Source organism: Lysobacter panacisoli (assembly GCF_009765165.1).
In the GTDB taxonomy this organism is placed as follows: Bacteria; Pseudomonadota; Gammaproteobacteria; order Xanthomonadales; family Xanthomonadaceae; genus Lysobacter_J; species Lysobacter_J panacisoli.
Genome location: NZ_VLNU01000001.1, coordinates 1,708,480 through 1,729,811, shown reverse-complemented (window position 1 = coordinate 1,729,811; position 21,332 = coordinate 1,708,480). Strand labels below are relative to the sequence as shown.

At 67.7% G+C, this 21,332-nt stretch carries 7 protein-coding genes; 1 reads left to right on the top strand and 6 read right to left on the bottom strand.

The features are described 5' to 3' along the window. Positions 1–154: 154 nt before the first annotated feature. The 6 genes from FOF45_RS08125 to FOF45_RS08100 form a co-directional block, all read right to left on the bottom strand. The gene (locus FOF45_RS08125; protein WP_158983777.1) at positions 155–733 is read right to left on the bottom strand and encodes a toxin-activating lysine-acyltransferase; all 579 of its coding nucleotides are present in this window, start codon (positions 731–733) and stop codon (positions 155–157) included. After that, on the bottom strand, positions 730–13,569 hold the full coding sequence (locus tag FOF45_RS08120) for an Ig-like domain-containing protein (RefSeq protein WP_158983775.1): 12,840 nt from the start codon (positions 13,567–13,569) through the stop codon (positions 730–732). The genes FOF45_RS08125 and FOF45_RS08120 overlap by 4 nt, the downstream gene beginning before the upstream one ends. 1 nt (position 13,570) lies before the next feature. Next, on the bottom strand, positions 13,571–14,641 hold the full coding sequence (locus tag FOF45_RS08115) for a hypothetical protein (protein WP_158983773.1): 1,071 nt from the start codon (positions 14,639–14,641) through the stop codon (positions 13,571–13,573). A gap of 8 nt (positions 14,642–14,649) precedes the next feature. Beyond that, entirely contained in the window at positions 14,650–16,041 is a 1,392-nt protein-coding gene (locus tag FOF45_RS08110; RefSeq protein ID WP_158983771.1) for an HlyD family type I secretion periplasmic adaptor subunit, read from the bottom strand. A gap of 30 nt (positions 16,042–16,071) precedes the next feature. Next, positions 16,072–18,255, bottom strand: a complete 2,184-nt coding sequence (locus FOF45_RS08105; protein ID WP_233264096.1) for a type I secretion system permease/ATPase — start codon at positions 18,253–18,255, stop codon at positions 16,072–16,074. Between the two features lie 90 nt (positions 18,256–18,345). Further along, the gene (locus FOF45_RS08100; protein WP_233264095.1) at positions 18,346–19,146 is read right to left on the bottom strand and encodes a sulfite exporter TauE/SafE family protein; all 801 of its coding nucleotides are present in this window, start codon (positions 19,144–19,146) and stop codon (positions 18,346–18,348) included. Between the two features lie 103 nt (positions 19,147–19,249). Between FOF45_RS08100 and FOF45_RS08095 the strand changes: the two genes are divergently transcribed. Next, the gene (locus FOF45_RS08095) at positions 19,250–21,307 is read left to right on the top strand and encodes a lytic transglycosylase domain-containing protein (RefSeq protein ID WP_233264094.1); all 2,058 of its coding nucleotides are present in this window, start codon (positions 19,250–19,252) and stop codon (positions 21,305–21,307) included. The last annotated feature ends 25 nt before the right edge of the window (positions 21,308–21,332 follow it).

The window sequence follows — 21,332 nt, the reverse complement described above, 5'->3', positions numbered from 1 at the left end:
CTGCGGCGTACCTCCTTGTAAACAATTCGTAAAACGGCCACAACCCGCAAAGAGTCAGCCAACTTCCGGCACAGACGAACGGCAGGCACTCACGGGGGTTCCGGCATGGATTCCATACCGGAACGGCGCAAAGCGAACGGAAATGCCGGTTCGGCTAGTGGTTCGTGGGCGCGACCGGCGCGACGCCGGCGCCGTTCAGCTTGATCTTGTCGCGGCGGCCGGTCTGCGGATCGGTGCGATGCAAGTGGACTGTCTTGCCCGCGAAGGGGCCGGCCAGCAGGTCCATCATCATCACTTCCGCCAGTCCGTTCTGCGGTGTGGCGAAGGGAGTGACGAACTCCACCAGCCAGAGGCGATCGCCCGAACGCCAATCCTGCAGCGCGAGGTGTTCCCCGCGCTCCAGCTTCGCCTCGGCCTCTTCGGACAGGTAGGCCCAGATCGCCACGCCGAGCGGGAGATGCTCCAGTCCCTCGCGGGTCATGCCGGCCATGCCGAACTGCTCCGCCGGCACCTGGTCCAGCGCCGGCATCGCGCCGAGGCGGAACAGGCGGAACTGCTCGTTCATGATCGGCGGCATGAACGACCACTCCAGGTCCTTCAGCTTCAACTCGCGATGCAGCGCCGATTGGCTCAGCAACCACACCACCTGGCCAAGCGCCTCGGCGACTGTCTGCGGGGCGCCCGCAGGACGCGCGCCAGAAGTCGTGTGCAGTCCTTGCGTCGATTCGTTCATGAGCGGGAGATCCTGTAGTCGGGCAGCGAGGTGAGCAGTTCGATCGTAGCCGGATCGCGCGCCGCCGTGCTGAGTCCCTGCGCATACGGCTGCGCGGAGAACACGGCCATCGCCTCGATCATCTGGAAGCGCTTCTTCTGGGCGAGCGCAAGGCCGTCGTGCAGGGCCGAACGCTGTTGCCCGCCATCCGGCACGAAGGCGTCGTCGTTCTGCGCCGCTGCATCGGATGCCGAGGCTTCGCCGGCACGCAGTCGCGAGTGCGACGGATCGACCGGCGCCATCGCATCGCCCGTGGCGGCGGAACCCGAGCGCAACGGCGGCGGCGCAGCCGGATCCGCGTGCGGCGCAGCAGCGGCAGCGGCCAGCGCACGTTCGCGCTTGGCGTTGCGGTCGACCTTGCCGGCCGCGGCGTCGCCGGTGCCGCCGTCCATCCCATCGTCGCCGCGCAGGCCACGACCGCGCCTGCCTCCGCGCGATCCGCCGGCGCCCATGCGCGCGTCAGCTTCGCGCTCGAAGGACGCGTCATCGACATCGATTGGCTCGATCGCGACGTCCGCCGGTGCGGCCGCGTCCTCGTAGGCGAGGAACACATCGCCCACGCGTCCGGAGCTGCCGTCGACACGCGTGTAGGTGGACGTCGCGTAGAGCACGTTGTCGGTCAGGTCACGCGGGTCGGCATCGGTGCGCACGCCGTTGAGATCGATCGAGGCAATGCCTGCCTGCGCCAGTGTCTGCAGCTCACCGGCCTGGCTGATGCCGTCCTGGTTGGCATCGCGCCACACGCGGAACTCGCCGAAGCGCGCATCGCCCGCATCGAAGCGCTCGTTGCCGTTGCTGTCGTACGCGGCCAGGCCTTGCAGGTCGGACTCGGCGCCCGGCAGGTCCTGCACGAACGAGATCTCCTGACCGTTGTCGATGGCGCCGTTGCCATCGCGATCGAGTGCCAGCACGCCGTCGTCCGCGCCGATCCAGCCGGTGCGGTCCTTCAACCCGTCGCGGTTCTGGTCAAAGCGGATGCCGGAGTTCATCAACGACACCAGCTCCACGCCGTCGCCATCGAGGTCGAACACGACCGGCGGATTGCCGCTGCCGGGCTTCTTGGCGACGGTGATGCGGAAGCCGGCCTGCGTGACCAGTCCCGACGGATCCCGCGCGCCGACCTGCACGATGAACCAGTAGGGCTCGAACGTCTGGGCAATCGCCGAGCTCACCTTGAGCTGGCCATTCTGGATGTAGAACTTGCTGGTGACGTCGGCGCCGTCACGGGTGGCGCTCATCACCCACAGCGTCAACGGATCTCCATCGGGGTCGCTCGCCTGCAGCGTGGTGACGGTGCCGTTCGTCGCGATCGCGCCGACCGTGAAGTTCCATCCCGGATTGATCGGCGCTTCGTTGACGTTGCCGACCGCGACGTTCATCCATGCGCTGGACGAGTAGCCGCTGCCGCCGCGGTCGGTGACGGTGACGAGGATGGCGTGGTTCTGCGCGGCCTCGTAGTTGGCCTGTCCCTGCAGGAAGATCTGGCCGGCGTTGTTGATCGAGAACATCCCGACGTCGCCGCCGGTGATGCTGAAGACGTGGCTGCGGTTGTAGTTCTGATAGTCGTTGTCGCCGAATGCCACGGTGCCGACATGGGTCTGACCGGCGCCGGGCGATGCTTCCGACACCCAGAAATTCTGCCCCCACGTCCACGGCGCTTCGTTGACGTCCTCGACGCTGATCCAGATCCAGGCGTGGTCTGGCGAACCCAGCGCGCCGTCGTTGGCGGTGATGGCGACGGCATAGTTGACTTCGAGCTGGCCGTTGCCGTTCGCGTCGGTGATGGTGCGCCACCAGTCCTGACCGTGCTGCACCAGGTTGTCGAAGTCGAACGTGAGGCCGCTGCGCAGGTACAGCGCGTTGCCGGACATCTGCACCCAGTCCCACGGGTCGAACGCTTCGATCAGCGAGGGTGCGGGCCCGTCCGGATCGCTCGACGCCAGCGAAGCGATGTGCAGCGCGCCCGGCGTGCCTTCCTGGAAGAACGGCGAACCCCACGCGGTGATCCACGGCGTGGACGGCTGTTCGTTCACGTTGGTCACCGCAACGGTGAAGGTTTCATCGCGCGTGGCGTTGTAGGTGTCCGTCACGCGCACGGTGATGGTGTGCGCGCTGGCGGACTCGTAATCGAGCAGCGCGCCGTTGGCCACCGACAGCGCACCCGCCGGCGTGATGACGAAGCGCCCGCCGGCATTGTTCACCAGTGTGAAGCTCAGCCCATCGGTCACGTCCTGGTCGTAGCCGAGGAAGTTGGCGATGAACGTGCCGTTGGCCGAGTTTTCCGCCACCGTCACCGTGCGGTCGTTGGCGATGTCGTGCGGCACGTCGTTGGCGTCTTCCAGGCGCACGGTGATCGTGCGTACGCCGGGCGAATCGAGACCACCGGACGTCGCCTTGACGTCCACCGAATACACGACTTCCTGGCGCCCGTCGCCATCCATGTCGGACAGCGTCATGCCCGCGGCCTTGAGGTCCTCGAAGTTGAAGTTCATGCCGGCGCGGAAGCGCAGCTGGTTGCCGACGATGGTGAACCATCCGCGCGGATCGCTGGTGATCGCATACGTGTAGGTGCCGTTACCGCCGCTGGAGGACAGCTGCGCGACGACGGCATCGCCGAGCGCCACGTTCTCCGCCGGAATCGTAATTGGCTGGCTGCTGACCGTCGGCGTGGCCGGCGCTTCATCGACGTTCTGCACCGCGATGACGAACGTCTCGTCGCGGGTCAGTCCACCCGAGTCGGTCACGCGCACCACGATCTGGTGCGACGTGTTCGCCTCGTAGTCGAGCAGGCTGCCGTTGGCGACGGTGAGCACGCCCGCGGTGGAGATGGCGAAGCGTCCTCCGGCGTTGTCGAGGAGCGTGAAGCTGAAGCCGTCGTTGTCGGCGTCCACCCGGCCGAAGTTGCCGAGCACGGTGCCGTTGGCGATCGGCGTGCTCGCCGTGGACTCGTTCGTCGCCAGCGTGCGATCGACGGTGATGTCGGTCGGACGCGCGTTGATGGTGACGGACAGTGTCGTGCTGCTCTGCGCGGTCTGCCCGGTCGCCGTCTCGGTCGAGATGGCCGTGACGGTCAGCGCGGCCGCGCCAGTGAGGTCCTGCGACCACGTGGCCGGACCCACCAGTGCCAGTCCGCTCAGCTGCGCCGGTGTCAGCGACCACACGCCGCCGCCCAGGTTCGTGCCCTTGTTGAGGGTGAGTCCGGTCGGCACGTTGGAGATGCGGATCTGCAGCGTTTCCGAGCCGTCGGCATCGACCAGCGCCGCCTGCACGTCGAGCGCGAGCGATCCGCCGTCGAGCGTCGTACCCACCTGCAGCGCGCGCGTGATCGTCGGAGCATCCGCCTGCGGCGCGATGTCGAGGAGGAACACGCGCTCCGTCACGAGGCCACCGGCGTCGGTGGCGATCAGCTTGATAGCGACCTGGCCGCTCGCATTCGGCTTGGCGGTGACGTTGACGGTGCGGTTGCCGCCGGTGCCGGCCGTGATCGTCGGCGCGTTGACCTTCGACAGGTCGATCGTCGCGTGGTTGTTCGGATCGACCGCTTCGGCGCGGACGCTGATGCCGTTGGCCGGCGTCAGGTCGTCGCCGACGGTGAACTGCAGGCTCAGCGAACCGTCCTCGTTGATGCTCTGCGTCGGCACCACGCTGATCGACGGCAGGCCGTTGCCATCCCAGTGGTTGCGCCACTGGTTCTCGAACGCCAGGTCCGCGTGCAGCGCGTCGTACGCGGCCTGCGTCGCCGGCTTCGTGTACCCGGCCATCAGGTTCACCAGGCCTTCGGCGTTGATCGTGCTGGAGACGTGGTTGCCGGCGAGGATGAAGTCGATCTTGTAGTTGGCGCGGTCGCCCGCGGTGGCGGTGACGTACCAGTCCTTGATCGTGGTCTGCACGCCGGTACCGACGACCGCGATCACCAGGTCATTGCCGGTGCGACTGAACCACAGCGCGTTGCGGCTGATGTCCTGGTAGCCGATGACGTCGATGTCGTCGCCGCTGGAGTCGTAGTTGCGGATCTCGTCCGAACCGGAGCCCAGGTCGATCAGGTAGGTGTCGCTGTCGTCGCCGCCGATCAGGATGTCGTTGCCCGCGCCACCGACCAGCACGTCGTTGCCGGACTGCGCGTCGATCGTGTCGTTGCCATCGCCGCCGATCAGCGTGTCGTTGCCCGCGCCACCGTACAGCGTGTCGTTGCCTGCGCCACCCTCGATATTGTCGTCGCCGGCGCTGCCGGTGATGGTGTCGGCGAAGGCGCTGCCGATCACGCGCTCGAACGCATCCTCGATGATGTCGCCCGCCGCGCCGCCGCTGTTGGAGCCGCTGGCGAGGTTCAACACGATGCCCGAGGTCGCCGAAGCGTAAGTCAGCGTGTCCACGCCGGCGCCGCCGGCCATGCGGTCGCCGCCCGTTCCGCCGTCGATGACATCGTCGCCATCGCCGCCGAGCAGCTGGTCGTTGCCCGCGCCACCCAGCAGCGTGTCGTTGCCGATGCCGCCCTCGAGCACGTCGTCGCCGATGCCGCCGTCGAGCGAGTCGTTTCCGCCATCGCCGTAGAGACTGTCGTTGCCATCGCCACCGAGCAGCGTGTCCACGCCATCGCCGCCACGAAGTTCGTCGGCGCCGATGCCGCCCTGCAGGTTGTCGTTGCCCAGCTCGCCCCACAGGCGATCGTCGCCCGCGTCGCCGCGCAACTGATCGTCGCCGTCGCCGCCGTACACATCGTCGTTGCCGGTGCCGGCGTTGACGATATCGTTACCGCCCAGGCCCTGGATGATGTCGCGGTTGGCCTGGCCGGTGAGCGTTTCGCCGGCGCTGGTGCCGTAGAGGTAGTCGTCGCGATCGACGACGGTGAACACCAGCACCTTGTTGACGCTCAGCCCCGCGCCGCCGCGGTCCGTGGCGGTGACGGTGACGCTCACCGTCGCGCCGGCCTCGAAGTCGAGTGCGGCGCCGGCCTTCAGGCGCAGCTGGTTGCCGTTGACGATCTCGAAGCGGCTGTCGGCGACGCTGTAGGCGAACGTCGCGAAATCGCTGCCGGCCGTGGTGTCGGGATCGATGCCGGCGAGCGTGCCCAGCAGCACCGCCGGTGACGCCGCGCCGGTCTGCGGCCGGTCGCGTTCGTCGATCTGCGTGGTCGTGGGCGTGAACGCGATGTCCGTCGGCGCTTCGTTCTCGTCTTCCACGGCATAGGTGAAGGCGAGCGTCTGTGCAGACGCGAACTCGCCGTCATGCGCACGCACCGTCGCGCTCAGCAGTACTTCCTTGATGCCATCGCCGTCGAGATCGACCAGCGCGGCGCCACCGGCGACGAGCGCTTCGAAGTCGATCGACGCATTCGCGCGAATGCGCACGCCGTTGCCGTCCACTTCGAGCAGGCCGTGCGGGTCGCTGGCGATCTGCAGCGTGGGCGTGGTGAAGTCGGGATCGCCCATCACGAACGACGCGACCAGCTGCCCGTTGCCGCTGCGCTCACCGACCACCGTCGGCGTGGTCGAAGGCGGACGCGTCGGTGCGAACGGCGCTTCGTTGATGTTGCGAACGGTGACCACGAAGTCCTTCTCGAACCGCGCGCCGGCCAGGTCGGTGACGCGCACGCGCACCGTATGCTGCGCTTCGCTCTCGAAATCGAGCGCGGCGCCATCGAGCACGGTCAGGTGGCCGTCGGCGCTGATCGCGAAGCGGCCGCCACCGTCGTCCACCAGCTCGTAGGTCGGCGTGTCGGTCGGACCGTCGTGGTCCTCGCGCGTGAACCAGCCGAGCGACAGCCCGTTCGCCGCGCTCTCGTCCACTTCCAGCACGCCCGGCGCGAAGATGTCGCTGGGAGCGTCGTTGACCGAGCGCACGGTCAGGTCGATCACCTGCTCGGCGGCGTTGCCATCGGCATCGGTGACACGCACCACGAAGCGGTCCGTGCCGAAACGGTTCGCGGCCGGCGTGTACGTCCACGCACCGGTCAGCGCGTCGAGCGTGATCGCACCCATGCCGGGCGCGGTGACGAGCGTGTAGCCGGTGATGTTGTCGTCGTGGTCGATCGCACCGACGTTGCCGCTCAACGGCACGTCTTCGTCGGTGGTCAGCGTCGCGTTCACGACGCGCGGTGCGGCCTTGTTGCCGACATGCCAGTACTGTGCGAGCAGGTCTCGTACCGCGGCCGGCATCGTCGTCGGCACTTGCGCCGATGCCTGCGCCATCGCCTGCACCAGCGGTTCGGCGTGGGCCAGGAACAGGGAACCGCCCTGCGTGACGATCTCGCGCACGCGGCCGGTGCCGTTGTAGTAACCGGCGACGGTAACGACGGTGTCGCCCCCGATCACGCTGATCAGCAGGTCGTTGCCCGAGCGCTGCAACCACACTGCGCTGGGGTCGACCGCCTGGATCAGCACGCGGTTGGCACCCTCGTTGTCCTCGATGCGATCGCTGCCACTGCGTGCGTCGAACACGTACGCGTCGTCGCCCGCGCCGCCGCGCAGCAGGTCGTTGCCTGCATCGCCGGAGAGCGCGTCGTTGCCAATACCGCCGTCCAGTGTGTCGTTGCCGTCGCCACCGGAGAGGCCATCGTCGCCGGCTTCGCCGTACAGCGTGTCCGCACCGGCCTGGCCGCCGATCGTGTCGTTGCCGTCACCGCCGTAAGCGATGTCGTCGCCGTCGTCCGAACTGATCCGGTCGTCGTCGGCGCCGCCGTAAAGCAGGTCGACGCCCGCACCGCCGGCCAGCACATCCTTGCCTGCGCCGCCCTGCAGCGTGTCGTCGCCGTCCTCGCCGGCCAGCGCGTCCGCACCGTCACCGCCGATCAACGTGTCGTTGCCCTGCCCGCCGACCAGCACGTCGTCGCCGGCACGACCGTCGATCCAGTCGTTGCCTCCGAGACCGATAAGCCGATTTGCACGCGCATCACCACTGATGGTGTCGCCGAAGTTGTCGGTGCCGGTGACGTTCTCGATGGTGCTCACGCCGCCGTTCATCACCAGCGTGTCGCCAGTGGCGTGGCCACCGCCGATCGTGCCGGCGGCGAGGTCCACGGTGAGCGCCGCATCGGACGAGAGGTAACGGATCGTGTCGCCGTACGGTGCGCCGGGCTGCGGTGCCTGGCCGAGCGTGATGCTGTCGCTGCCACCGTCGAGCACGTCCGCGCCCGCGCCGCCTTCGAGGATGTCGTTGCCATCGCCCGCGATCAGCGTGTCGTTGCCGTCGCCGCCGGAGATGACGTCGTCGCCCGCGCCGCTGTTGATCGAGTCGGCGTTGGCGGTGCCGATCATCAGGTCGGCTTCGGCCGTTCCACCCTGCGCAAGCTGGCGCAGCGTGCGCAGGTCCGCGACGAGGCCGTCGCCCATCTGCAGCAGTTCCACCGCGTGATCCGGATTCCACTGGTCGAACAGCTTGACCGAACCGATCTGCGCCGCGCGCACGTCCACCTGCAGGTAATCCGCGCCGAAACCCAGGCGCAGGTTCGACAGGCTGATGCCCGGACCGAACAGCACCGTGTCCACGCCGCCGTCGCCGGCCTGGAAGACCTCGCGCATCACTTGCTGGCCGTTGCCGGTGTTGCGCCACGTCGAGCGCTGGAACTGTCCGTTCGCGCTCGGCCACGTGGAGGGCAGCGGCATCGCGTAGACCTCGTCGACGAACAGGAAGTCGACGCCGTCGATACTCTGGTACACGATCTCGCCAGTCGCGTTGTGGGTGATCGTCAGGCGGTACTGGTGCACGTCGCCCGAGCCGACGTCGCCGTAGCCCAGGTATTCCCAGCTCGCCGTGTACGCGCCACTGACCGTGCCGTTCGCCGCGATCACTTCCTCCAGCGTGAAGGCGCCTTCGTAGATCCGGTCGTGCGAGTCGCCGACGCGGTACTCGTACGTGTCATCGCCGCCGCCGCCGAATAGATCGTCCACGCCACCCGCGCCGCGCAGCACGTTCTCGCCACCGTCGCCGCCGAGGCGGTCGGCGGAGGCACTGCCTTCGATGCCTTCGATGGCGATGTAGGTGTCGCCCTTGGCGTTGCCGGTGTTGACCTGGCTTGCGCCGAGGTACGCCGTCACGCCCGTGCCGCCGGCATAGGACGCCAGGTCGATGCCGTCGCCGCCGAACAGGAGGTCGCCGTCCGCGCCGCCATTGAGCGTGTCGTCGCCGCTGCCGCCGTAGAGCACGTCCACGCCCGCGCCACCGGTGAGCGTGTCGGCGCCCTGGTTACCGGCGAGGATGTCGTCGCCCGCACCGCCGTCGACGGTATCGTCGCCACCGTTGCCGGTGAGCCAGTCCTTGCCCGTGGTGCCGACGATCGCGTCGTTGCCGTCGCCGCCGCCGTTGAGGTTCATGCCGACCAGCGAATGGCGGCCGGTCGCGGCGAACACGACGTTCTCGATCGAACCGCCGAGCGCGTACCAGTCCTTGATGGTGACGCGGTCCGAGCCCTGGTCGATGCGACCGACCTCGTTGTCGCGGCCGATCGTCATTTCCAGATCGTTGCCGCTACGACGCAGCATCACATCCTGGATGTCGATGCCCACGCCGAACTCCAGCGTGTCGGTTCCCGCGTTGCCGGCGATCACGCCGTTGAGCGCGCCCTTGTGGCGACGCAGGATCTTCGCTTCGTCGTTCCAGTCGTTGTGGCTGAGCCAGCGCGTTCCGTCGAAGTACACGACGCCGTCCTTGGTGACGGTGCCGTTGGACTGCAGTGCGTAGCCGTTGAGGTAGACGCCGTTCTGCCAGACCAGATCCCAGTTGTCGACGTAGTCGTCCATCACGACGTCGTTGCCGTCGCCGCGCTGGTAGCGGAACACATCGTCGCCCGCGCCGCCGACCACTTCGTCGTTGCCGCGACCGCCGACCACGAGATCGGAGCCGGTTCCGCCGTAGACGCGATCGTTGCCGTCGTCGCCGAACACGGTGTCGTGGCCCGCTCCGCCCAGCACCTGGTCGTTGCCCGATCCGCCGAGCACCCAGTCCTGGTCGCCGTCGCCCGCGACGAAATCGTCGCCCGCGCCACCGTTGCCGAAGTCGTTGCCGGCCAGCCCGCGGATTTCGTCGTTGCCCGCGCCGCCGTAGAGGAAGTCCGCGCCGTAGGTGCCGAGGATGACGTCGTTACCACCGGTGCCGATGATGTAGGACGTCATGTCGCCGATGCGGACCTGCTCGCCATCGGCGAAGCGCAGCCATTCCACGCGTCGCGTCGACTCGAACCAGTCCTTGATGGTCAGTTCGTCGCCGGTCGGCGTACCGACGCCATTCGCGTCGTACGACACCAGACTGATGATGAGATCATTGCCGGGGCTGGCTTCGGTACCGGAGCGGCGGAGCATGATGTTCTGCATGCCGATGCCCACGCCGAAGTCGATGGCGTCCTCGCCGCCGCGCACGGAACCATCCACCTCGTAATCGCCGCGTCCAGCCCAGTTGCGGGCGATCGTGCCGAGCGCGATCTGGCGCATACGTTCGAACATGCTGTCGGCGACCGAGGCCGACGCATTGGACGGATCCGATTCGTCGAACGCGACGTCGCGACCGTCGCCCTTCTGGAACAGGTAGATGTCGGAGCCGGCGCCGCCGAAGATCGCGGCTTCTCCATTCGCGCCGCGATCGTCGCCCGCACCGCCTTCCAGCACGTCGCCGCCGGCGCCGCCGACCAGGCGGTCGCTTCCGCCGCCGCCGCGCAGCCAGTCGGAACCCTTGCCACCGTAGAGGCGATCGTTGCCGGCACCACCGTCGAGATAGTTGCCGTTGCCGCCGTCGACCGACACCGCGGCCGCTTCCTGCGCCAGGTCGCCGATCGCGAACGAGGTGTTCGCCGGCTTACCCGCGAACAGCACGTCGTCGCCCGCCTGTCCCAGCAACCAGTCGTCGAGCAGCCCGCCGACGAGCGTGTCGTTTCCATCGCCACCGAGCAGGTCGTTGCCCAGGTCGCCGCCCATGATGAGGTCGTTGCCGGCACCGCCGTCGATCGTCGCCGCGACATCGATGGTGAACGGCGATGCGGCTCCCGCCGCACCGTTCACCGTCAGACCCGCAGTACTGGCGAGTCGGTCGCCAACGACCTGGATGACGTCATCGCCCGCCGTGCCGCTGATCAGGTCTTTCGATTCGGCCTCTACGGAGTCTTCCAGCGAACCCAGCTCGACGCCGCGGATATCGCGCACGCGGAATACCCGACGGTTGCCGCCGTCGAAGTCCAGCGCAAGGTTGCCGGCATGGAACACCTGTCCATCCACTTTGCCGTCGCGCAGCTCGTCGAAGAACAAACCGAACCCGCCGATCCAGTCCGTCGCGTTCCGCTTGTTCAGCCCGAGCTCCATGATCCGGGCGAACGTCACGGCCCAGCCGGCCGCGAACGCCGACTCCGGATTGGCTGAAATCAGCGCATTGATGCCGGTCGGGTCCGCGAGGTAGCGGCTGTAGTCCGCGGCGACGGCGAAGTCGCCGAGCAGCATTTCGGTGGAGAACGAAGTCGGCGAACCGGCGAAGATGCGTACGTGCGCCGCCAGGGCGCGCTTGGCATGGATGTCGCCACCGGCAAGCTGCGAGACCATGCTCTGGAACGCCACGTACGTTCCGTAGTTGATGAGGTCGGCGACCTCGCGCGTCCTGAACTGGATCTGCCCGTTGACGCGATAGACGTAGTCCTTGCCATTGATGCCGTAGTTGCCGGTCCTGACCGTCGCGGGATTGACCAGACGCGCGCCCACCTGCTCGAGCGTCGCGTTGAGGTTGGAAGCAACGGCATCCGCAAGGCTACGCGCGCCATCCTTGCCCGCACCGCCCTTCGACCAGATGCTGCCGACTTCGAACGTCTGGCGGTTGTTGTCCCAGGTGACGTCCGCGCCGGAGCGCGGCGTCTTCGCGAACAGCGAGCCGATAAGGCCGCCGAGGATATAACCCACGAACGCGCCGATGGCGGCACCGACAGGGCCCCAGATCTTGCCGATCGAAAGGCCCCATTTCGCGCCCGCAGCAGCGCCGATGGTGGTTCCCACCGCCGCGCCGATCTGACCTTCGACGGTATCGAATTCGACGAGCTTCGAGGCCAGCTTGGCGCCCACGTAGCTGCCGACGATGGTGAAGGTGTTGACCAGGCTGAAGGTGACGCCGTTCATCACCGGTGCGCCGGTGGCGATGTTGGTGATGATCTGCGTCAGGGTCTGCGCCGCGAGCGACTGTCCGAGATCGCCGACCACGGTGCCTTCGAGTCCGGCGGCATGGATGATCTCGCCGACGAGGTACGACGAGACGGCCCCGGCGAGGTTGGTGCCGAGTTCGGCCTCGAATCCCTTGAACGCATTCTGCATCGCGTCGACGCCGGACTGGCCGATGCGCAGGAACCCGATGCTGTCGGCCAACGTGCCGCCGAGCGTCTGCAATACCGTCGAACCGAGCATCCGCTCGAGCTGGTCATCGAACAGCACGTTGCCCAGCGCGCTGCCGAAGGCCGATCCCACCACGGACAGATCGAGGCCGAAGAATTCGACGGTGTTCTCGACCGTCTTCTCGCCCGTGGCCTCGTCGGTGAAGGTCTCCACCGTCACCGTCAGCTCGCCACGCGTGGACACGGTGAGCGTGTGTTCCGGAACGCCGTTGTGGTTGGCATCGACGATCAGCTCACCCACCTGGACGTAGTCGCCGTCGTCCATCGAACCCGGGGAAACGGAGTACTCGCGGTGAGTGATCGACCGGTCGGGCCGACCAATCAGCGGATTGGAATAGGTCTTCGTGGTCTGGTCGTAGATCCCGTCGCCGTTGAGGTCGACGCTCTCCACTTCCACGTACTCGCCGTTGATGGTCACGCCGCGCACGTAATGCGAGTTGCCCTCGTCGAAACTGACGGAGCCGTCGAGCAGGTAGCCCTCGGGCAGGAGCTCCAGCGAGTCGGCGACGCCTCCGGGTGGCAGGACGAGCGTGACTTCGGATTTGGGGACGAGTTTGAGCTGAACGCTGCCGTCGGACGCCTTGTAGGCGATCGTCGCCATGTTCTCGAGATTGACGCCGAGTTCCTCGGCCTGCCTCACGCGCCAGATATAGACGCGGCCCGCGTGTGCGGCCAGATCGGTGACCAGGTGGTAACCGCCAGCAGAGTCCTCGAGATAGAAGTCCGGGACCTTGTTGATGGTTCCTTCCTGCCCGTTGATGAAGCGCGTCTCCGGCACGACATCGTTCGGGTCCAGATAGTGGACCTTCCTGGCGTCCAGCCAGGCCCGGTCCGCCGCCGTCAATGCCACGCCATTGCGGGCAAGCGCGGCTTCGAGGTCCGAACCGAAGAATGCCGAACCCATCGAGATCAGCGAAACGTCGGCATCTCCCAGGTAGCCCTTCGCATGTGCGTAGTAGGCCTGCACGTTCGCGAGCGGACTTCCCAGCGAGAACCCGGGGAAGTAGACGTTGGAGAAGGTCGCATTGAACGGCAGGCTGCCGTACACGCGATCGATGAACGCGATCGCGTCGTCGAGCTGCGCCGGCACCAGCATGTTCGGAATCGCACCGGCGAGATCGGTGATGATGTCGCGTCCATCGAACGGCGAGAACTGGGTGGGTGTCGGCGCGAAGATCAACGAGTTGCTGGCGGCGTGATAGATGGCCGTCGCCTGGAAGCCGCTGCTGTCGTTGACGAAATCGATGATCTCCCACCCGTCCGGCATTACCTTGCCAAGACTGTCGAAGTCCTCAAGGTTGTTCGGGTCGATCAGCTGCGTGTATTCGGCGAGCGTCAGCTGGATCCAGTGCGCATCAAGACTGGTCGCGTTGGCCAGTTCGGCCAACGTCTGGTCCATGGTGGTCTTGTCGCGCTTGGGGATCTTCGGAAGAATGCGTGCGACCATGTCAACGCTCCACGTTAATGGCGGTCATGCGCCTGTCGTCCAGCACGATCAGCACCGGACGGTCCTTGAGAAATTCGATCTGGGTGTTCCATCCCGTCGCGTCGGAGATGTCGAACGAACGTCGTTCGCCTTGCGACGAAATCACTTCCACGCTTCGTGTCGTGACCACGGCCATGCGGCTTCCTGACGAGTCATCGGCGACCGCATGAATCCGGGGGAAGGTCCCGCGGGCTTCGTACTCGCCGGGATTTCGCGGATCGCCAGCGGCCTGCATGAGTCGCGCCGGTTGTTCCGCATCGTCGCCAAGCGGATCGATGGCAACGGCTCGTGCTTCGGGCAAGCTCCAGTAGCGATCCAGCAGATGCTTGCGCATCGCGAGCAATGTGGTCGCACCACGGCTGACAGGTACGGATCGACCGACGCTGTCGACTGCGCGCGCCGTTTGATCCGGCCCGCGACCGAGCACGAATCCCGCGCTCGCCGCATCCCAGAAGAGCGCGTGCTCGCCATCGCTCGTCGGTATCTGCTGGAGCCTTCCGGACGAAACCAGCACCAGCGCGGTGCGACGAGTGGCGTCAGGCCCACCGCGGACACGGCCCAGCCAGCAGCCGTCGCCACGCGCGATGCCGACCACGCTGCCCTTGAAAGGCAGACGGACCTCGTCGAGCACGGAGATACGGCCAGTTTCGAGATCGAACTCGGCCAGTTCGATGCGATCGCTCAGGAGCGAGGATGGCGGTCCCATCTGCAGCCAGCGCACGTGTTTCCCGTCCACGGATAGCAGGTGCGGACGCAGCACGCTCAACTGATAGCTGGTGCGCCGCACTCGTGTGTCCGGCACATCGGCCACAACAAGCGTGGTCGGATGACCTTCGGCGACCCGGCTGCATACCTGCAGGTAGGCCGCGGTGCGGACTCCACTCACGAGGCTGCCGGCTATGGGCATCGTGCAATCGCGCCCGGGTGGCAATGCTCGCGGCCCGATTACCGTGGCGCTGGCGCTGCCGGGCATTCCCGCGGGCGCGGATGCGTGCAAGGCCAGTAGCGCCGCGAGGGTGGCCACGTTGGTCACGCTCCGCCTCACCGCTCCCTCCCCGCTTCCTGCAACCGCCGCGACAGCGGCGAGAGCAGGTACTCGATGATGCGGCGGTCGCCGGTCTTGATCTCGGCGCTGGCGGCCAGGCCCGGCGCGAGCGCGATGCGCTTGCCGTCGATCTCGATCCACGCTTGCGTCAGCCTCACGCGCGCGGGATAGCGCAGGCCTTCCTTCTCGGTCTGGATGGCGTCGCGGCCGATGGTTTCGATCACGCCGTCGACTACGCCGTAACGCGTGAACGGATACGCCTCGAGCTTCACTTCCACCGGCTGCCCGCGTCGGACGAAGCCGGCGTCTCGATTGAGCACCATCGCGTCGACCACGAGTTCTCCGCCATTCGGCACGACGACCATCAGCGGATCGGCCGGCTTCACCACGCCGCCGATGGTGTGCACCTGCAACTGCTGCACGACGCCGGCGACCGGTGCGCGCAGCAGCGTGTGATCGGCCTTGTCCTGCGCCTTCTTGAGTTCTTCCGCACGCAGCGCGCGGGCGGCGTCTGCTTCGGTCAACGCATCGAGCGCCTCGCGCGCGAACTCGTTGCGCGTCTTCGCCAGCTGCTGGTTCGCCGCCAGCTGCGCGGCGTTCGCCTTGCCGCGTTCCTCGCGCCGGATCGCGAGGTCCTGGCGCATGCCCACCACGCGTTCCTTCACCTCGGACACTTGCAGGCGCGGCACGTAGTTGTCGCGACTCAGCTCTTCCATCTTGGCCAGCTGCTCGCTGGCGAGCGGCAGCTGTTCCTCGAGCTTGGCGACTTCGGCGTCGATCATGCCGCGCTCGCCATCGCGCTGGCTGCGCTCTTCGCGCAGACCGGCTAGTGCGGAGTCGTATTCGCGGATCTTCGCCTGCACCAGGGCGCTCTGGGTCGCGGCGGTGGCCGCGGGTGTCCCGGCAGGCGGCACGAAACGGCCGGGCTTGCCATCGATGTGGTTCACCAGTGCCTGCGCGCGCGCCACGTCGATCTGCGCGGTCAGCAGCGCCTGTCGCGCCTGTTCGACTTCGGCCTGGCTCACGGTCGGATCGAGATCGATCAGCGGTGCGCCCGCGGCGACGGACTCACCTTCGACGACGTAGATCGCGCGCACGACGCCGTAGTCGGCCGGCTGGATCACCTTCACGTTGCCGCGCGGGATCACCTTGCCTTCGGCGACGGCGACCATGTCGAGACGGCCCAACGATGCCCACAACAACGCTATGGCGAGGAACGCCACCAACACCCACAGCACGATGCGCCCGAGCGGGTTCGGCGGTTTTTCCAGGATTTCCAGCGCGGCGGGAAGGAAGTCCGGTGCCGCCGACGCGCGCGCGTCCGTCCCGCGGTCGCTCCGCAGGCTTTCGCGCAGTACTTCCCAGTGGCGTCTGAATCCTTCCAGCATGTTGCCGCGTTCCTTGGCCGCCGCCGGCCGCTAGCTCATCGGGGAATGGATGGGCGCCAGGCCCATCTGCTTGGTGTAGAGGAGCGAGTAACGTCCGCCGGCGCGCAGCAGTTCTTCGTGCGTGCCGGCTTCGGTGATGCGACCGCGTTCGAGCGTGACGATGCGATTGGCCTGGCGCACGGCGGAGAGCCGGTGCGCGATGATGATCACCGTGCGTCCGTTCGCCATGCGCCTGAGGTTGTGCTGCACGATCTCCTCGCTCTCGGCATCGAGGGCGGAAGTCGCTTCGTCGAAGATCAGGATCCTGGGATCGGTCGCCAGCGCGCGCGCGATCGCGATGCGCTGGCGCTGCCCGCCGGAGAGATTGCCGCCGCGCTCGTCGATGCGCGTGTCGTAGGCTTCGGGCAGTTCGAGGATGAAGTCGTGGGCGCCGGCGAGTTTCGCCACTTCCACCACGCGACTCATCGGCATCGCCGGATCGGCCAGCGCGATGTTCTCGCGCACGCTGCGGTTGAACAGCAGGCTTTCCTGCAACACGACGCCGACCTGCCGGCGCAGCCAGCTCGGATCGACCATCGACAGGTCCACGCCATCCACCAGCACGCGGCCGCGTTCGGGCGTGTGCAGGCGCTGGATGAGCTTGGTCAGCGTCGACTTGCCGGAACCCGATGGGCCGACGATGCCGACGATCTCGCCCGGCGTGATGTCGAGCGACAGACCGGCCAGCACTTCCGGACCGTCTGGGCGGTAACGGAAGCCGACATGCTCCATCGCGATGCGTCCTTCCACCGCGGGCAGGCTCGCGCGTGAAGGCGAGGAGGCCGGCTCGGTCGGCGAGTTGAGGATGTCGCCTAACCGGTCCACGGCGATGCGCGCCTGCTGGAAGTCCTGCGCCAGCTGCGCCAGGCGCAGCACCGGACCCGACACCTGCCCCGCGAGCATGTTGAAGGCCACCAGCTCGCCGACGCTGAGCTTGCCGTCGATCACCAACCGCGCGCCGAAGAACAGCAGCGCTACGGTGGCCAGCTTGTGGATCAACTGGATCGCCTGCGAACCCCAGTTGGCGAGCATGCTGGCGCGGAAGCTCGACTGGATGTAGCCGGCGAGCTGGCGATCCCAGCGGTTCTGCATCTGCGGCTCGACGGCCAGCGCCTTGAGCGTCTCCACACCGGTGACGGCTTCGACGAGGAAGGACTGGTTCTCCGCGCCGCGTACGAACTTCTCGTCGAGTCGGCGGCGCAGCACCGGTCCGACCAGCATCACCACCGCGGCGTACAGCGGCAGCGTGATCAGCACGATCAGCAGCAGCGCCGGGCTGTAGATCCACATCACCACCAGGAACACGACCGCGAAGAACAGGTCGAGCACCACCGTCTGCGCGGAGGAGGTGAGGAACTCGCGGATGGTTTCCAGCTCGCGCACGCGCGCGACCGAATCGCCGACGCGGCGCGCCTGGAAGTACGCGAGCGGCAGGTGGGTCAAGTGCGAGAACAGTTTCGATCCCAGTTCCGCATCGACGCGACTGGTGGTGTGCGAGAACAGGTAGGTGCGCAGGCCGGCCATCGCGACTTCGAACACCGACACGACGAACAGTCCGACCGCCAGCACTTCCAGCGTGGTGATGCCCTTGTGGACGAGCACCTTGTCGATCACGACCTGGAAGAACAGCGGCGTCACCAGCGCCAGCAACTGCAGGAAGAACGACGCGATCAGCACGTCGCGCAGCAAATGGCGGTACTTCACCAGCGCCGGGATGAACCAGCTCACGTCGAAGGCCCGCGAAACGCCCGCGACGCGTTCGCGCGTGGTCATCAGCAGCAGGTCGCCGGCGTAGTCGTCGGCGAAATCCTTCGCGTCCTGCGTGCGCGGCGCTTCGCCGCCGGGATCGAAGCGCAGCACGCGGCCGTCGTCGGCCTTGAGCAACAGCGTGTATCGCCCGTCGCGCAGGCACGCGATGGCGGGCAAGGGGTAATCGGCGAAGCGATCGGCAGCCGCTCGCGCGACGCGCGCCTTCACGTCCAGGCGCTTGGCGAGCTTGAGCAGATCGTCGGCGAGGACGGGTTCGCCGTGCTTTCCGAGCAGATGACGCAGCTGGTCGACGTCGGCGGGACGCCCGAGGAATCCGAGCAGCGCGACGAAGCATTCGAGTGCGCCGTCGTCGCCAATGCGGGACGGCTCGTCCTTCAGATCATTCCCTGATCCGTCGCTCCCCACGGCAACATCCCCTGTCCCCCGGTCCTTTCACCTTAGGCAGAGTTTGCCGAATCTGTCCATACCGCCCGTCGGGGTCGCCCCCTCGCGGCCTTATGCCCCCAGCACCAGACTGGTTCCGACCAGGGCCAGGAACCCGGCGAACACGCGCTTGAGCGTGTCGCCGTGCAGGCGATGGGCCAGGCGCATGCCGTAGGGTGCGGCCAGCACCGACGCGGCGGCGACACCGATCGCGGCCGGCAGATAGACGTAGCCGACCGCATGCTCCGGCAGCGCGCCGGACGGCGCGTGCAATGCGTAGCCGATCGCGCTGGCGATGCCGATCGCGACACCGCATGCGGACGAGGTCCCGACCGCGCGCACCGGCGCGACGCCGCGCCACACCAGTAGTGGCACGGTCATGCTGCCGCCGCCGATGCCCACCACCGCCGACACCGCACCGATGCCGAGGCCAGCCGCGGTCATCGGAACGCCCTTCGGCGCCGGCACCGCGGCGCCGCCCGTGGCGCGCGCACGACCGAAAGTCAGTTGTGCCGCAGCGAGGAAGCAGTAGCCGGCGACGATCCAGCGCAGCACGCTGTCGTCCACGCGCACCGCGACACCGCTGCCGAGCCAGCCACCGATCAGCAGCCCCGGCACCATCCACGCCACCGTCGGCCACAGCACGCTGCCACGCGAGGCATGTGCGCGCGCGGATGCGGCCGCAGTCAGCACGATGCTCGCGAGCGAACTCGCCAACGCGGCGTGCATCGCCGCCTCCTTCGAAATGCCCAGGCCCGGCAGCAGCCACGCCAGCGCCGCGACCAGCACGAGCCCTCCGCCGACGCCGAGCAATCCCGCGAGCACGCCCGCGACCGCGCCGAGGAGAAGAAAGACGATGAGCGCTGAAATCAATGGGGTTCCTTCGTTGGAAAGGCGAAGTTGTCGCGCAACGCGGCCTGACTGTGGCAGGCATGCGGCGACGGTTGCTTCACGACGCTGGGCTATAGTCCCGACAATGGTCCCCCGCCCATTCATCATCGTACTCGCTGCCTGCAGCGTCGCCCTTGCCGCGTCTGCCTGCGCGCAGACCACGGCCGCCGCGCCCGCCGTCGCCATCCCGCCGCTGCCCAAGGGCATGGCGGACTCGAAACTGCCGCGCGTGCGCGCCGCACTCGAGGATGCCGAACTCGGCCGCTTCGATCCCGCGCAGTATCGCGATCTCGCCGAGCATCCGCTGTATCCGTGGATCGAGTACGCCTCGCTGCGCCGCGACGTCGACAGCCTCGATCCGCAGCGCGCGCAGGCCTTCCTGTCGCGCAACCGCGGCCAGGCCGCGGGCGAGGCGTTCCGTGAAGCCTGGATCGGCGCCGCCGCGCGCAACCAGGACTGGTCGTCCGTGCTCGCGGCGTGGAGTCCGGGCATCAAAGGCGTGGCCCTGCGCTGCAACGAGCTGCAGGCACGACAGCAGCTCGGCAAGGCCGATGCGCAATGGACGCGCGATGCGCTTGCGATCTGGCGCACAGGCAAGTCGCTGCCCGACGCCTGCGATGCGCCGATGGCATCGCTGGCCGCACAGGGCGGACTGACAGCGGACGCACGCTGGGAACGCGTCGACCTCGCCGCCGCCGAATGGCAGCCGGGCGTGATGCGCGCCGCCGCGCGCGGCCTGCCCGCCGACCAGCTCGCGCTCGCCAACGACTACGCCGCGTTCGTCGATGCGCCGAACGATCGCGCGCTGGCGTGGCCGAAGAACGATCGCAGTCGCGAGATCGCATCGCACGGCCTGGCCAAGCTCGGCAAGACATCGCCCGCCTCGGCCGAGGCCATGCTGCCGCGCTTCGCCGACGCACTCGGATTCACCGAGGCGCAGCGCGGTCGCGTGCTGTACCAGATCGCGCTGTGGACGGTGGCCTCGTACGAACCCGAATCCGCACGTCGCCTCGAAGCCGTCCCTGCATCGGCCTACGACGAACGACTGCACGAATGGCGCGCGCGCGAAGCGATGGCGCGCTCTGACTGGACCGCGGCGCGCTCGGCGATCGAACGCATGGGCACGAAGCAGCGCGGCGAATCGCGCTGGACCTACTTCGCCGCGCGCCTGGAAGAACGCGCCGGCCGCAAGGCCGAGGCCGACCGCCTGTATCGCGAAGCCGCGGCCAAGCCGGAATTCCACGGCTTCCTCGCCGCCGACCGCCTCGATCAGCCGTACGCGCTGTGCCCGTGGCTGCCGAACACCAGCAGCGCCGCGCAGCAGGCGATCGCGCGCGACCCTGCGATCGTCCGCGCGATGGGGCTGTTCCAGATCGACCGCGTCGGCTGGGCCACGCGCGAATGGGACGACGCACTGTCGCGCTTCAATGCTGAGCAGCGCCGCATCGCTGTGGAAGTCGCGCAGGGCAACGGCTGGTTCGACCGCGCGGTGTTCGGGCTGGGTCGCGATCCCGACGAATCGCGCCTGTATGGCCTGCGTTTCCCGCTGCACCACGAAGCGACGATCCGGCGCGAAGCGGAGAAGAATCGGATCGATCCGGCCTGGGTCGCGGCGGAGATCCGCGCCGAAAGCGTGTTCTATCCGCGCGCGCGCTCCGGCGCCAACGCGATGGGCCTGATGCAGATACTGCCCGGCACCGGCTCCGGCGTGGCAGCGCGACTGGGTCTGCCGTGGGGCGGTGCGGACAGCCTTTACGATCCCGATACCAACATCGTCCTCGGCACCGCCTACCTGCGCCAACTGATGGACAAGTACGGCGGCCAGCCCTACCAGGTCATCGCCGGCTACAACGCCGGGCCGACGCCGCTCGCGCGTTGGCAGGCGCAGCGCCCGGGCATGGATCCGGACTTCTGGATCGAAACGATCAGCTACAAGGAAACGCGCGAGTACGTTGCGCGCGTGCTTGCCTTCAGCGTGCTGTACGACTGGCGCATGGACGGCGACGCACTGACGCTCAGCGATCGCCTGCGCGGCCGCACCGACGGTGCGCGCAAGCGCTTTGCCTGCCCCACGCCGGCCGCCGCGCCGGCACCGGCGCAGCCACCTGCCGCGACACAATCCCGTTCCCGATCACAGCGCTGAACGCGGGCCTTCGCCTACACTCGCC

Bases quoted from the DNA above. Each gene is read 5' to 3' on its own strand.
- FOF45_RS08125 (WP_158983777.1), bottom strand. From the start codon at position 733: ATGAACGAATCGACGCAAGGACTGCACACGACTTCTGGCGCGCGTCCT.
- FOF45_RS08120 (WP_158983775.1), bottom strand. From the start codon at position 13,569: ATGGTCGCACGCATTCTTCCGAAGATCCCCAAGCGCGACAAGACCACC.
- FOF45_RS08110 (WP_158983771.1), bottom strand. From the start codon at position 16,041: ATGCTGGAAGGATTCAGACGCCACTGGGAAGTACTGCGCGAAAGCCTG.
- FOF45_RS08095 (WP_233264094.1), top strand. From the start codon at position 19,250: ATGGTCCCCCGCCCATTCATCATCGTACTCGCTGCCTGCAGCGTCGCC.